Here is a 14342-nt window from a genome sequence, read left to right as displayed (position 1 = left end):
GAAGAAGCGATCGCCCTTTATCAACAATCCCTTGCCATCGATGAACAAATCGGCGATGTCCAAGGCAAGGCGGCGACGTTGCACTGTCTGGGAAGACTCAAAGCCAATAGCGGAGAAATCGAAGAAGCGATCGCCCTTTATCAACAATCCCTTGCTATCAATGAACAAATCGGCGCTGTCCAAGGTCAGGCAATGACTTTGGGGTGGTTAGGGGGTATGGCAGAACAACAAGGAAATTACAATCAAGCACTGGATTATTTGCAGGCAGCGTTGGAAATATTGCAGCGTATCCAATCTCCTGATGCTGAGGTAGTTAGGCAAATGGTAGCGAGAGTGGAAGATTTAATTCGTAATTCGTAATTCGTAGTACCCTACGGGAAGCAAGCTACGTAATTAAGAAATTTAGAATTTAATTTGGCTTTTTAGGTTGGCATCTGTCGTCTATTTTGAAGAATTTCTGTAAGCGATCCGTCTATTTTGAGTTAAGCTGACTCATCCACGAGCCTTTGATACTCGTCGGCGAGTCTTTGATACTCGTGAGCGAGTCTTTGATACTCGTCGTCGAGTCTTTTTTACTCGTCGGCGAGTCTTTTTTACTCGTCGGCGAGTCTTTGATACTCGTGAGCGAGTCTTTGATACTCGTCGTCGAGTCTTTTTTACTCGTCGGCGAGTCTTTTTTACTCGTCGGCGAGTCTTTGATACTCGTGAGCGAGTCTTTGATATTCATGCGAGAGACTTTAATACTCGTGCGAGAGTCTTTAATACTCGTGCGAGAGTCTCTGATATTCGTGAGCGAGTCTTTAATACTCGTGCGAGAGTCTTTGATACTCGTTCACCAGTTTTTTAGACTTGTGGCTTGGTTGTCGTGGGTTGCGATCGCCATAATTTACCCCAAAGCACATCCTAAACCAAAGAATCTGGATCTGCACCAAGCGCTCTGAGACATTCTGCTAGCATTTCCAGTGATTTTCTTTGCCTTCACGGAAGCCGCAAACATACTTAATTCGTAAACGTAATATTCTGAGTAAAAGGCTCATCTAAATGAGCCTTTTACCAGAGAAAAGAGATGTTAGCCTAAATCGAAAAGCAAGATTTCGCCGCCGATATTAGTACTAATTTCTAGCTGTTCTTCACCGTTGATTTGTACACCATCACCGGCTCTGAGTTCCTCGCCATTCAAGTTAACTATGCCTTGCGCTACTTGTAACCAGGCATAGCGATCGGGTTTGACTTGATAATTAACAACATCACCATCTTCTAAAACAGATGTGTATAAATCAACATCTTGGTGAATTGTCACAGCACCATCACGCCCATCTTTAGCAGCGATTAAGCGAAGTTTGCCGCGCTTTTCTTCTAGAGGAAAAGCTTTCTGTTCATATCTTGGTGCTAACCCTTCTCGATCGGGAAGAATCCAGATTTGTAGCAAATGTAGTGGTTCTGTTGGTGAGGGATTAAATTCACTGTGGCTGATTCCAGTTCCAGCACTCATAATCTGGGCATCACCAGGGCGAATCACCGAGCCAGTACCCAAGCTGTCTTTATGCTCTACAGCACCTTCTAAGACATATGTGAGGATTTCCATGTCACGATGACTGTGGGTAGGAAATCCAGCACCAGGGGCGATGCGATCGTCGTTAATTACCCGCAGAGAGCGAAATCCCATGCGGTTGGGATCGTAAAAACTACCGAAGGAAAATGTGTGATAACTATCGAGCCAGCCCATTTTAGCGTGACCACGGGCATTGCGATCGTGAATTAAGTGGGTAATTGTATTTTGAGACATAAATTTACCTCGTTGTTAATTGTTTTTAGAATAATTTAGAATTCTGATTGATTAGACCTAATTTATAACTATTTAAATAATAAAGTATATACATATAAAATGAGAAGTACGGTTTACCCTATAATGCTTATATAGCAATTACTATAAAACTTATTAATTCCAGACTTTTAGCATTAATGAAAGAGATGAGAAAGCTACTTCAAGATAGAGATAAATAAACCTTATCATTCAATCATCAATTACCGCTTGAAATAAGCACTCAAGGGGTTTTTTACTGTCTATCTCTCAAATTTGAACTGGAAACAGGAAAAGGGTTTAGTAGCTAGGGTGCGATAGTTGAGTGGTTGAAAAAAGAATATGGACTTGATATCGAGTATGGAACGGTTTATGCATTGGTTCGGTATCGATTAGGAGCAAAACTCAAAGTACTGCGTTCTTAAAGCTACAAGCAAGACCAATAACTGGTATCTGAGTTAAAAAAAACTCGGTATCATTTTGAATAGTCTCGAAAATGTTATGTAACACTTTTTAAACATCCTCTAAGAGAATCACCAGAGTGCGTTGATAGTCCTGCTGGCTGTATACCTTGACATTCAATTTGCTCTATAGATAGAGAAATATCCTGAGCAAAGCTGGTATATTTAAAAGCTTTACTAGTAACAATTTGTGAATAAAATTAAAAGATTAACCTGGTATTTTTACAAGCCTTGACAGTATGAATATGGAATTTTTTAACAGGATTCCTTTGAAGCCTTTAGTATTACTCTTATTGGCTTACATTCTCCTGGGATGGTATCTTGCTGCTAATCATATTATTTGGTTAGTAGGAGCTTTTGTTATTGCTATGGTTATAGCTGTAGTACGAAAGAGTTTTTCTTGGTTAGAGCGTTTAGTTGAGTTTGGCTCGAAAACTTTAGTTGTCATCTTGTTTTTAAGTATATCAATTGCTTTAATAGCAACTTGGTCGATATTATTAAGGCTATTTATTATCCCCTTAGCCACTACGCTTTTAGCTGATTTGGAAATGCGCTTTTCTGGCTGCAATAAATTAGATTCATTTTGGGTTATAACTGTCCTAGCTGTATTGGGTTTGGTAGTAGGTGAAGTAATAGATATTTTACTTTTTCCCAGTAGCAGATACTAAAGAATTAGGGATAAAAAGCCGATATATTATTTATTAATTAACAACGCACAGATGTGCATCCCTACTTAATCGAAACTATGGAGCGATCGCTGTCTGTAAGTACAGCAGGGTGTAAATAAAGCATCCATTTTAAATCAATGAAACTTTGCGGTATAAAAATTACGCATAGCTATACCAGTTTTTTAATCAAATAATGCACGATTACCCCTTATGAGTCAATCATTCTTTAGATGACAATAAATCTCACTAGTGGAAGACGTTTTACCAATTCAGATTTTTTACCCTATTTGCAGAATGATGTTGTCTAGCAAGAGAATTTAGAGCGATGCCTACGGCAGCAAGCTACGCAGGGAGGCTAATCTTAATGTGACCAGATGGATATTACGGTTTGAAGACATACAGCAGAATTCAGGAGTAAAAGACGCTTTCTACCTGGTAACAGACTTAGCTTGTGTACCTCAGCAACAAGAAATCTGCTGTATCACTGGTGAGTGTCACTTTCTCATCACATTTATTGTTAACCATAGAAGTACAGGTAAAACAGTGATTTAAGGTCTTATTGAATCGTGAGTTCCTAAATCTGGAGTACATAGATGATTCCTCTGTTGAACAAAGACTGTAAAACAAAGCCAAAAGTCCCAACTCAACACTAATAAGGAAGTAATGTGAGTAGACGTAAAAACTACAATTTGCTCGATCAGACAACATCAACTGAAGTAGCAACACCCAAACCATCCCTGACATTATCAGACGCAGTGGCTCTAATTGTCGGTATTGTCATCGGAGCGGGAATTTTTGAAACTCCGGCTCTAGTGGCCAGTCAAGCAGGTAGCAATATTGCTGTACTGCTTTTTTGGCTATTGGGTGGTGTGGTATCTCTGGTAGGAGCACTGTGCTATGCAGAGTTGGCCACTGTCTATCCCGATGTTGGTGGTGCCTACTATTATTTGAAACGTGCATTCGGGCGGGGAGTCGCCTTTTTATTTGCCTGGGCGCGGATGACAGTGATTCAAACTGGTTCCATTGCTCTTTTGGCATTTGTTTTTGGTGATTATGTTTCTCAGATATGGCGGCTAGGCACGTTTTCGTCTTCTATAATATGCAGCCATAGCGATCGCACTTTTAACTGTTTTGAACATCATCGGTTTGCAACAGAGTAAGTGGACACAAAACTTACTGAGTGCTGCGAAAGTTCTGGGTTTGTTGCTGGTAGTCATTATTGGGCTTACCGCCATTCCTAATTCTGCCACTCCTGTAGAATCTGCATCACCCGGAACCTGGGGACTGGCAATGGTGTTTGTGTTGCTATCTTACGGTGGCTGGAATGAGGCGGCTTACATCTCCGCAGAAATTCAAGATGGACGACGTAATATTGTGCGATCGCTAATGTGGAGTGTTGGTATCATTACAGCTATTTATCTGCTAATCAATCTGGCTTACCTGCGGGGACTGGGATTAGCAAACATGGCACAGTCAGAAGCAGTAGCCGCAGATTTAATGCGCTCTCTTTGGGGTGAACCGGGAGCTTTGTTTATCAGTGTGCTAATTGCGATCACTACTTTGGGAGCAACCAACGCCACAATCTTTACTGGAGCGCGCACCAACTACGCACTGGGACAGGATTTTTCGCTATTTGGTTTTATGGGACGCTGGCAACAACGTCCTAGCAGTCCTACCTATGCCTTATTCTTGCAAGCAGCGATCGCCTTAGCACTGGTTTTTTTAGGCACGCTCACCCGCAAAGGCTTTGAAACAATGGTGGATTACACTGCTCCGATATTTTGGTTTTTCTTCCTGCTTTCCGGCATATCACTGCTGGTATTGCGCATCCGCGAACCCCACATAGTTCGTCCTTTCCGTGTGCCATTTTATCCTTTCACTCCATTACTGTTTTGTGCCGTCTGCGCTTACTTGCTGTACTCCAGCTTGGTTTATACAGGTGTGGGAGCAATCGCAGGTGTTTTAGTTGTCGTAGCAGGTATTCCCCTGTTGTTCTGGAATAACTACCGTCAACGTAGGACTTAATACAATTTTGAATTGTGCAACCTAAACTTCACACAATAAGCAATTCAAAATTTTGTGACTATGAGTTGTTTTACTAACTACTGAATCAAGGAGAAAATTCATGAACTTCAAAAAAATTCTGTTTTTATTAGTTACAGGCGTTAGTATTACCAGTTTAGGAATTGCTGGGTGTACGCCGCAACAACAAGATTTGGAAGCCGGCACACAACAACCTTCTACTTTAACAGGTCAGACCGAAACCGAAACACCATCGGCGACAACTCCCACAACTCAAGTCCAAGAACGTCCTGGAGATGTTCCTTATGTACCGACACCACAGCCAGTGGTAGATGCAATGCTGCAAGTGGCAAAAGTGGGTAAAAATGATGTATTGTACGACCTTGGTAGTGGTGATGGAAGAATTGTCAATACTGCGGCACAAAAGTTTGGTACGCGCGGCGTTGGTATAGATATTGACCCCGATCGCATCAAAGAAGCTAATGATAATGCCCAAAAGGCAGGAGTAACCGATCGCGTCAAATTTGTCCAACAAGATTTGTTCAACACTGATTTTAGTGAAGCAACAGTAGTTACACTTTATTTACTGCCAGAGATCAACGCCAAACTCCGTCCCAAGCTATTAAAAGAACTTAAACCTGGGACTCGCATTGTCTCCCATGCCTTCGATATGGGTGATTGGAAACCACAACAGACTCTCAATGTCGAGGGCAAAACTATTTACTATTGGGTAGTTCCCGAACAAGTGCCAGCGAATTTGCGATAGGGATTAATAGCAATTCGTAATTAAAAGGCGTCAGATTCAAGTTAATACCAATTTGAGAAAAGAATGCGACAAATAGACCATTTGTAGAGAGGTGATTCATCGCGTCTTTACCCAAGGATGTGTTGCAATCATTAATTGAATTGGTATAAGTTTCCATCTCTTGAATCTGTAGCCTGATTTTTGAGAATTGTTTTCAGAAATTCAAAATTATCAAATACCTATTTTTTAACTTTAAATTCCCTCCAATAGGGGTTGACAGTACCAGCCTTAAATGTATAAAAAAGTAATTTAAAATCCCAAATTGTTTGACTGGTGCAAATTCAAATCAGGGCAGCTTTGGGAAGAAATATGATAGGCTTAAAAGGAAAGAATGCTTTAATTACAGGTGCAACTTCAGGTATCGGTCAGGCGATCGCTATCAGACTCGCTCAAGAAGGGTGCAACATCGCCATCAATTACCGCTCATACCCTGATGCCGCAGCAGACACGGAAGAGATGGCATTGCAAAAATCCTGCGGAAATATCGAAAATTGTGGTGTGAAGTCGCTGCTGCTTCAGGGAGATGTCTCCCAAGAATCAGACATTGTTGAGATGGTCAACACCGTAGTCAAGGAATTTGGCAGTTTAGATATTCTAGTTAATAATGCTGGCATTCAAACAGAAAGTCCATCCCACGAAGTTACCACAGCAGACTTTGACCGGGTAATTGCAGTCAATCTCCGGGGTGCTTATCTCTGCGCCCGTGAAACTATTAAACACCTCCTGTCTGTTAATTGTCCGGGGGTGATTATTAATATTTCCAGCGTTCACGAAATTATTGGGCGACCTGATGTATATCAGTTATTCCATTAGCAAAGGCGGGATGGAAAACCTAACCAAAACTTTAGCTTTGGAATATGTAAGCCAAGGTATTCGTGTCAACGCTATTGGCCCCGGAGCAACGATCACGCCAATGAATCAAGCCTGGATAGATGATCCTGAAAAAAAGGCAATCGTGGAAAGTCACATCCCAATGGGGCGTGCTGGCACCTGTGAGGAGATGGCAGCCGCAGTCGCTTTTTTAGCTTCGGATAAAGCCGCCTACATCACCGGACAAACGCTATTTGTAGATGGTGGATTGACTCTATATGCTGACTTCCGGGAACCTTGGTCAGCTTGAGGTTAGGCTGGCGTACTTTCCACAATTAAGCCGATACATACCATTAGTGGAATTAAACGCCCATGACTAGTGCGATCGATAAGAACAGTCAGATGGAAGCAGAAGCCTGGAAATTATTGGAAGAGTCCGTAATTTATTATCAAGGAAAACCCATTGGTACTGTAGCCGCCCACGATCGGGAGTCAGATGTACTCAATTATGACCAATGCTTCCTCCGCGATTTTGTCCCTTCTGCCTTAGTATTTCTCATGCACGGCAAAGCAGAGATTGTGCGTAACTTCTTAGTAGAAACACTGAAATTACAAAGTCATGAAAAGCAGATAGACTGCTTTGAACCCGGAGCGGGATTAATGCCTGCCAGTTTCAAAGTTCATTCTAATGGGAATGAGGAATTTTTGGTCGCTGATTTTGGAGAGCAAGCGATCGCTCGTGTTCCCCCAATTGATTCTTGTATGTGGTGGATTCTCCTGCTACTAGCTTATGAAAAAGCTACAGGCGATTTGTCACTAGCGCGTCAGCCAGATTTTCAAGCTGGAATCAAACTAATTTTGGATCTTTGCTTAGTACATCGGTTTTCCATGTATCCAACAATGTTAGTTCCCGATGGCGCGTTTATGATTGACCGTCGCATGGGAGTTTACGAACATCCTTTAGAAATTCAGGTATTATTCTACGCGTCTTTGAGGGCTGCTAGTGAATTGCTTTTACCAGATGGGGATGGCGATAGCTACCTTAGCAAAGTCAATAGGCGATTGGGATCTTTGAAATATCATATCCGCAACTATTATTGGCTAGACCTAAAGCGATTGGGGGAAATCTATCGTTACAAAGATAACGAATTTGGTAAAGAAATTGTTAATAAATTCAACATCAACTCAGAATCAATTCCTAGTTGGTTGACCGAGTGGTTGCCCGAAACTGGAGGATATTTAGCGGGAAATCTGGGGCCGGGGCGGATAGATTTTCGCTTTTTTGCTCTGGGAAATCTGATGGCAATCTTAACTTCCTTAGCAAGCGTTAAAGAATCTCAAAGCATTATGAATTTATTCGCCCAACGTTGGCAAGACTTAATCGGCTATATGCCTGTTAAAATTTGCTTTCCCGCTTTGGAAGGTTTAGAGTGGAAAATTGTCACAGGATGTGACTCTAAAAACAGGGCTTGGTCTTATCACAACGGCGGGAACTGGCCTGTTTTACTGTGGTTATTTACCGCTGCGGCACTGAAAGCAGGTCGAACTGAACTTGCTCAAGCAGCGATCGCTATTGCTGAAAGGCGTTTATTTAGAGATAAATTCCCGGAATACTACGATGGCAACAATGGTCGTTTAATTGGCAAAGAAGCCCGAATTTATCAAACTTGGAGCATTGCCGGATTGCTAGCTGCTAAAAAGCTTGTGGAAAATCCAGAGTACTTGGAATTAATCAGTTTTGCAGAGGGTCTTGAAGGCCCAGGCTGTAGCCTGTAGGTAGCGAATCAATACAGTTCGGTTAAGGTTTTTTGATGAAAATTCTAGCTCGCTAAAGGCCCGATAAATCCCCGTCAAGACGAAAGACTGATTATTGTAGAGACGGCGATTCATCGCGTCTCTTGCCTTGACCAAAGAGTATTGGGTAGTGAATACCTCGCAAGGTTTTACCTCAAAGATAATTTAGTGGTGTAATTATACAGGGTGTTTCTGCTAACTAGTACAGCGGGCGCGTAAATCCAGCTACCATCTCAATTCAGCAGACAATAGGCAGACAAGTTGTTCTGAGCAACTGGTTAAAGGTAGACAAACTTTCGGCTGTACTAGCTATACTGACATAACATTACAAGCGGGCAAACTTTTGGTAAGTATAATTTAGGAAATAGTATATTTGTTCCATAAAAATCCTGATAAAAGGTTCCAGCGATCGCACAGCCTGCTTCTCCATCAGAGAGTACGCCAACGAGTGACCCTGCCTCTGAATAACCTTCTCAAATACCCGATAACTGATACACTATATTGTAAGAGGTATCTGAAGTGTCATACTTAATAATATCACCAGATAGTCTTTGCATAATTAGCACGTTTTAACGTGTATTAACCATGAAAACTACTTCAGATTTAATTCCAGACTTTGAAAAACTATTCAGACAAAAATTACAACTAAATAATTGTAAACTCAGAAAGAAAAGACAAGAGAATAATTATGAAATTATTACTCCAGCTAAAGACATCTTTTTGATGTATTGGTCTGAGTTTCCAGAAGTTAACTTAATATATCAGGCTATAGGGGTACGCACTCAGCAAACTGGAGTTTATGAGCGAGCTATTCGTTCGCACATTAGTTTTTGTGTGAGTAGCATCCAAGAAAATCCTAGCCCGGAATCACCATTATTGATGAAATAGCTGATACTCAGATAACACAGACAATATTTACTAAACTCTCGCCAGTTTTGTTATATAACTGACGAGAGTTAATTGCCGAAAGTGTGTTTATCAGGAGATAAAAATGCAATCCGAAAAAAAATCAAGATCGAGATCGGCTAGATTATAAAAACTTGTTATAGCAATCCTAAATGACAAAGTAAGAGCATCTCAACCATGCTTGACACAAGGAATCAGAAGACTCTAATGTATTGTTGATGAAACTCGCGTTGAGAACCTCCCACATCTCAACTTCAAGAAAAGCCACCACTCGGTTTCACTTCCGAATTAGGTCACTAATCAATTTATATTGTGCCAGGATTAGGTTGCTAGGTAAGCTTTACTCCTACCATTCTCTCGGTGCTGTTTACTATCTATTCACAGCCTATACTGAGAGAGCTTTTTTACAACATTCTCGACTTTTCAAACAACCTCTTAATTGAAACCGATAACTCCCGGAATTTCAAGAACAAAATCTGCCCCATATACGGATGCTGGAGTCTGAAATCCGATTTTAACTTCGCCTTTAATTACCCGTTTGATAACTGCTATAGCCGCTAATGCCGTAAAATCGTATGCTTCTGGCCCTAAGAGCTTTGCACTTACTTGTTGACCAGTTTCATCCTCAGCAATACCAATTACTCTAACTTGCCCCTTGGCTCGTTCTGCTGCCGTTGGCCCAGTCGGAAGAGTTTTAATTAGACTTGCTAAAGCACTTTGGAATAAAGACGAGTTAAATAACCATCCCAAATACTGGCTTGACTCCATCAGGAAGCGCACAGGATTAGGAAATACAGTATAAACCTCGATGTTTGGGATACCCGTAGTTTGGAACGCAGTGATAATATCAGCACGCCAAGGGTTTGTTACTGCTGTCACCGGCCCATAACCAAAATCAATTTTACGCCTTTTCGATGCTGGACGAGATGAGATCAGCTTACCTGCTTCTCGGACTACCCCGATATGATGTAAAGTTGGCAGTACTGTATTTGCAGTTCCTTGAGATACACCTCCCACTGTTTCATAGATTAAAATAAGTCGTGTTGCAATCGCTAACTTCTGTTTGAGGTAAGCAGCTACACAATCAGTAGGGACAACCCCAAATCCTACACCAGGGAGAAGCATTATCCCTGCACTTTTAGCTTCAGTATCTCGTGCTAGTAGCGCCTGAAATTCAGGTACTTCGCCAGCTATGTCTAAATAGTGAGTTTTAGTTTGGAGGCAGGCATCGACAAGTGGCTTTGAGGTTTTGGAGAAAGGTCCAGAGCAGTTGATGACAGCAATTATATCCTCAAGAGAACGAGCGATCGCCTGCGGATCGTCTAAGCCAAAAACCCGAAAGTCCAAACTTAATTCATTGGCTACTGCTGCTAGTAAACTTTGATTGCGTCCAGCTAAAATTAATTCCAGTCCGTTATTTTTAGCAGATGCAGCAATGAGTTTTCCAGCATAGCCAGTTGCACCATACAATAACACCCTTGATGTCATTATTATCACCAGCGAGGAGTTGTTTGCAATCTGCTGCCATAACCTGACTTCAGGTGGTTCAACTAAAAATTGTCCTGACTTTTCGCTCAAAGCTTTAATATACGGTTGCTCTAAGTGTTGAGCCAAAATTTCTTGGCTGACCCAGTTTTCATGCAACAGAAACAAAGATGGATCTTCAACAGATTGGTGCAAATCGTAATTAATACAACCTTCTTCTGTAAGGGTGAGAGCTATTACAGGTTGGAATTCCTGTTTGAATCCCTCCTCCAAACCCGGCTTTACTTTTAATCGAGCGGTGACTGTTACTTGCTGATTTGACATTGTGATTCCTCTTTTTTACTAAGACTAATTCAAGTATTAATGCTGTTAATAATTTGCGAAGGCTTAAAGTAGTTGTAAGGTATGGGACGAGTTTGATTTCTAATATCTATTTGCCGTTCTATTTCATGCAAATTCTGTTGGAATTGCACCACGATTTCCTGCGCCAATGGATCGGCAAACTCCTCATCATAAAAACCCAATTTGTCATAGTGGTACGATGTTAAAATCTCAGTCCACATCACCTGATCGGCAGCTTGTTTAAAGGGAGGAAGTATCTTCATGATAGTTTCCAAATCCACACCCTTAGTTTCTGGAATTGGGTGGTAGGCTGCATAGGGCATATTGGGTACAAAAGCCATATATTCGTACTGAGAAAAATTCAAAGCAGAGTGTAGAGGAGCGCAAGTGAATACTACCACACTGATGATTTCAATCAGTTGTTCTAAAGTCTCAATCTTGTCTGGCATTCCCTTGACTTTACCACCATCTTGGGCCACTAATTCTCTAGCCCAATTTTGCAACTCATAGTCATCAATTAGCTCCTGTGAGGTTTTGTAATAGAGTTGCAAGTATTCAGCCACAAACTTTTCGACGGCATTCCAGATTAATATGCCATCGTCCCGGAAAGGAAAGTGCGGTAAAATTTCTGGGTCATCCGTTCGACGACTTTTTATTAACCGAGGGAAAGTAAACTTTTCAACACTCCATTCTTGATAAACCTTCGCCACAAACCCAAGAGACTCCGCCAATGAACCTGCCATAAACTCATCAACCGGGCCTCCCGGCTGTAAAAACTGAGTGCGCCCCAAATCGTTATCAAATAACATAAAACGGAAGTGGGGTTTTAAGAGTAAGGCGATGGGATGATTTTCTGCTAGTTGCCGCGCAGTTACAATTGCAAACGGAGCCATAACTGCATGGGTATAGGCAAAATGACTACCCAATTCTTGATGGTTGCCATCAGCAATTTGAACGCAGGTTTTTGCCAAAAACCAATCTAAATGGGGGTCATCTGGTGTATAAATTACGCTTTTTGCACCAGAGTCATGATTAATTTGAATGGCAACAGGCACTAGAGAACCACCATTAGAACTATCATTACTTTGCCAATAAAATAGAGCTTGTGGCTTGGGAAGGTACTTTTTAACATTATCGTAGACACCACCTTGAATATCAGATAACAAAGGGTAATCTAAGAAATACAGCTTGCCTTCCTTGAGTGCCTTTTCCAAAGTAAATTCTGTCCCTGCAACCTTCTGAAAATGGGAATCCGTGACAGCAAAATTATCAGGTAATACATCAATTCTTCGGATAGCTAGTGGGTTCGCTCCAGAGAGTCTTTGTTCCGCAAAACAAGAGTCTGTTTTGTAATTTTTTATAACATCGGGTTTTGGTAGTAGTGATAAAAGTTCTTCATATTCTTCCAATTCATCTAATGGGTCTAAGAAGTTTCTGGCTTTAGCAGCTAGCATATTTGGTGCAAGAGTTGCCATACTTGCCAAACGTTTAGCAGTATATTCCGCCGAGAAGATTTCCTTATGAGGAACTTTATCAATAACTGGTAGAGGAGCTAGATAATTGTAATTAAATTTGTACTCTTCTCGATTTTTATCTAGCCAATTGATTCGGACATTAACATCAGGATCTTTTTGTGGTAAGTATGGTTTCACGATTATCTCCAATTCGGTTTTTGAGCGTTTACTAGTAAATAATTAACCTCAGAAAGGTGCTAAATTACCTCAGGATGTAGCAACCACATGAATTACAGAGTTTTCAGATACTCAATCAAAGCTTTTTTATTCTCATCAGATAAATCAGTGCCATAAATATGTCCCTGATTTGAATTAGCAGTTACCGTCGTATCGTATTTAAAACCTATAGCTTTGGCTTCATCTCCCTCAGTAATAAAACCAACTTTTTTCGGGTCGTAGACATCATATCCTCGATAGAAAACTTGAGGACGATTCTCTGGTTTCTCGAACAAATCTTGTAGAGATGGGACTGAACCATTATGTAAATAAGGCGCTCTTAACCATAATCCATCTAGAGAAACAGATACATACCCATTGGTTTTGCGTAAGTTTTTGAAGTCCCAAGGGTAGCCATCACCAAAATGATTGTAAGTATCTGCTCCTTCTTGCGTCCACATATCTAACCGATGGCGGTCAGTTCCCACTTCTTCCACAGGGATAACAGTACCTGTTCTTTCCCCACCAAAAGCGTGACAAGATGCACAAGTATTAGCAAAAATTTGACTTCCTTTTACAGCCACTTGCTCATCAATAGCAAATGGATATTTAGGAGGTGGTAGTTCTTGAATAAAATCTTCTACCCGTTGTAAATCGGCTACAGGAAGTGATTTTTTGGTAGCACCATCACCAATTGCTCCAGTTTGAACAGTTTCTGTTAGTGAAGTTTCTAACCCATCCCAATGGAGTGCAAACCCTTTGTGCATCTTTTGATTCCAAAGAGGCATCATATCAGAGTTGCCTATAGTGTTATCTTTGGGCAACTTCAAAGTATTGAATTTAACCGGATTAAAAGGGTCAATTCGACCAGGGCCCCAGTTAGGACGAGAATCTGTCCAACTATAGTCTTCTTTTTGTTGCAGCAGGGCTTTCTTAGTTTGAGGAATTAGCAAATAGCGATAAAGTAAATTTTCTAACCACGAAAGCTGATAGTTATATTTGATTTCATCAAGGATATAATCTGCTGTAAATCTAGGATCGCCAGCAGTTGCACTTAAAAATCGTAAATAGCCTTGTGAATCAAATTTATTGGCAGGAGCGGCGGCCACAATTGTAGGTTTATCTTTCTCTGTTTTTCTATAGGTGGCAGTATGGCAAACAGCGCAAGTTATACCGACGCGAGGGAAGCCAATGGTTTTTTTCGTAAACCCAACTGGCATTTCTTTACCCTCTTCCCATGTAATTCCCAAGGAAGTATAACCACCTGGCCCTGGTAATTTATCAGGGAATATTCGTGGTAGTACCAGCCAAATCCAATAGGGAACACCTTGCGCTTCTTCTGTGCCAATAGAACCATATTTAAAGTGTTCTTCAGGCGATTCATAATATGTGGGAACCTCTCGAAAAAGGTTGTACCATCCCACATACCCAACTACACCAGCTAAAAGGCTCGCAATTAAAATAATGCTTGCGATTACTCTACGTATTTTATTTTTGAGTATTGTCATGGCACTCTTTTGCTCCTTTGCAGAAGAATCTGTTTGTAGTGCAGGCAATATACCCACACTAGACTAGGGA

General features: G+C 41.1%; 11 protein-coding genes and 2 pseudogenes. 9 read left to right on the top strand and 4 right to left on the bottom strand.

The window, feature by feature from the left end:
* On the top strand, positions 1 to 360 hold a 360-nt coding region (locus tag HWQ58_RS26050), incomplete at its 5' end, for a tetratricopeptide repeat protein (RefSeq protein WP_292869252.1).
* 188 nt (positions 361 to 548) lie between these two features.
* On the top strand, positions 549 to 941 hold the full coding sequence (locus HWQ58_RS26045) for a hypothetical protein (RefSeq protein WP_292869249.1): 393 nt from the start codon (positions 549 to 551) through the stop codon (positions 939 to 941).
* Positions 942 to 1069: 128 nt separating this feature from the next.
* On the opposite strand, the gene HWQ58_RS26040 is transcribed toward HWQ58_RS26045, so the two are convergent.
* Positions 1070 to 1786 (bottom strand): pirin family protein, encoded by a 717-nt coding sequence (locus tag HWQ58_RS26040; protein WP_292869246.1) that lies wholly within the window; start codon positions 1784 to 1786, stop codon positions 1070 to 1072.
* A gap of 715 nt (positions 1787 to 2501) precedes the next feature.
* Between HWQ58_RS26040 and HWQ58_RS26035 the strand changes: the two genes are divergently transcribed.
* The 7 genes and pseudogenes from HWQ58_RS26035 (at position 2502) to HWQ58_RS26005 (ending at position 9249) form a co-directional block, all read left to right on the top strand.
* On the top strand, positions 2502 to 2930 hold the full coding sequence (locus HWQ58_RS26035; protein WP_292869243.1) for a hypothetical protein: 429 nt from the start codon (positions 2502 to 2504) through the stop codon (positions 2928 to 2930).
* Between the two features lie 366 nt (positions 2931 to 3296).
* On the top strand, positions 3297 to 3482 hold the full coding sequence (locus HWQ58_RS26030; protein ID WP_292869240.1) for a hypothetical protein: 186 nt from the start codon (positions 3297 to 3299) through the stop codon (positions 3480 to 3482).
* 113 nt (positions 3483 to 3595) lie between these two features.
* Positions 3596 to 4955, top strand: a pseudogene (locus HWQ58_RS26025) (amino acid permease).
* Between the two features lie 100 nt (positions 4956 to 5055).
* Positions 5056 to 5718, top strand: coding sequence for a methyltransferase domain-containing protein (locus HWQ58_RS26020; protein WP_292869237.1), 663 nt, complete (start codon positions 5056 to 5058; stop codon positions 5716 to 5718).
* A gap of 348 nt (positions 5719 to 6066) precedes the next feature.
* Positions 6067 to 6877, top strand: a pseudogene (locus HWQ58_RS26015) (glucose 1-dehydrogenase).
* Positions 6878 to 6939: 62 nt separating this feature from the next.
* The gene (locus tag HWQ58_RS26010) at positions 6940 to 8343 is read left to right on the top strand and encodes a glycoside hydrolase 100 family protein (RefSeq protein WP_292869234.1); all 1404 of its coding nucleotides are present in this window, start codon (positions 6940 to 6942) and stop codon (positions 8341 to 8343) included.
* 603 nt (positions 8344 to 8946) lie between these two features.
* The gene (locus tag HWQ58_RS26005; RefSeq protein WP_292869231.1) at positions 8947 to 9249 is read left to right on the top strand and encodes a hypothetical protein; all 303 of its coding nucleotides are present in this window, start codon (positions 8947 to 8949) and stop codon (positions 9247 to 9249) included.
* 453 nt (positions 9250 to 9702) lie between these two features.
* Here HWQ58_RS26005 and HWQ58_RS26000 read toward each other — a convergent pair whose 3' ends face one another.
* From HWQ58_RS26000 to HWQ58_RS25990, 3 genes are all read right to left on the bottom strand, one after another.
* A complete protein-coding gene (locus HWQ58_RS26000) occupies positions 9703 to 11076 on the bottom strand; it encodes an antibiotic biosynthesis monooxygenase (protein WP_292869228.1) in 1374 nt (457 codons plus the stop codon).
* 29 nt (positions 11077 to 11105) lie between these two features.
* Entirely contained in the window at positions 11106 to 12746 is a 1641-nt protein-coding gene (locus tag HWQ58_RS25995; RefSeq protein ID WP_292869225.1) for a lipoxygenase family protein, read from the bottom strand.
* A gap of 92 nt (positions 12747 to 12838) precedes the next feature.
* Positions 12839 to 14272 carry a c-type cytochrome gene (locus HWQ58_RS25990; RefSeq protein WP_292869222.1) on the bottom strand — a complete coding sequence of 478 codons (1434 nt, stop codon included), beginning with the start codon at positions 14270 to 14272 and terminating at the stop codon, positions 12839 to 12841.
* Between the last annotated feature and the right edge of the window lie 70 nt (positions 14273 to 14342).

It is taken from the genome of Nostoc sp. LPT (assembly GCF_017115165.1).
GTDB lineage: Bacteria > Cyanobacteriota > Cyanobacteriia > Cyanobacteriales > Nostocaceae > Nostoc.
The sequence above is the reverse complement of the archived record's forward strand: the minus strand, read 5'-3'. Positions and strand labels throughout refer to the sequence as shown.

Coding starts and splice junctions, on each gene's coding strand:
- HWQ58_RS26040 (WP_292869246.1), bottom strand. CDS start 1,786: ATGTCTCAAAATACAATTACCCACTTAATTCACGATCGCAATGCCCGT.
- HWQ58_RS26035 (WP_292869243.1), top strand. CDS start 2,502: ATGAATATGGAATTTTTTAACAGGATTCCTTTGAAGCCTTTAGTATTA.
- HWQ58_RS26020 (WP_292869237.1), top strand. CDS start 5,056: ATGAACTTCAAAAAAATTCTGTTTTTATTAGTTACAGGCGTTAGTATT.
- HWQ58_RS26010 (WP_292869234.1), top strand. CDS start 6,940: ATGACTAGTGCGATCGATAAGAACAGTCAGATGGAAGCAGAAGCCTGG.
- HWQ58_RS26005 (WP_292869231.1), top strand. CDS start 8,947: ATGAAAACTACTTCAGATTTAATTCCAGACTTTGAAAAACTATTCAGA.
- HWQ58_RS26000 (WP_292869228.1), bottom strand. CDS start 11,076: ATGTCAAATCAGCAAGTAACAGTCACCGCTCGATTAAAAGTAAAGCCG.
- HWQ58_RS25990 (WP_292869222.1), bottom strand. CDS start 14,272: ATGACAATACTCAAAAATAAAATACGTAGAGTAATCGCAAGCATTATT.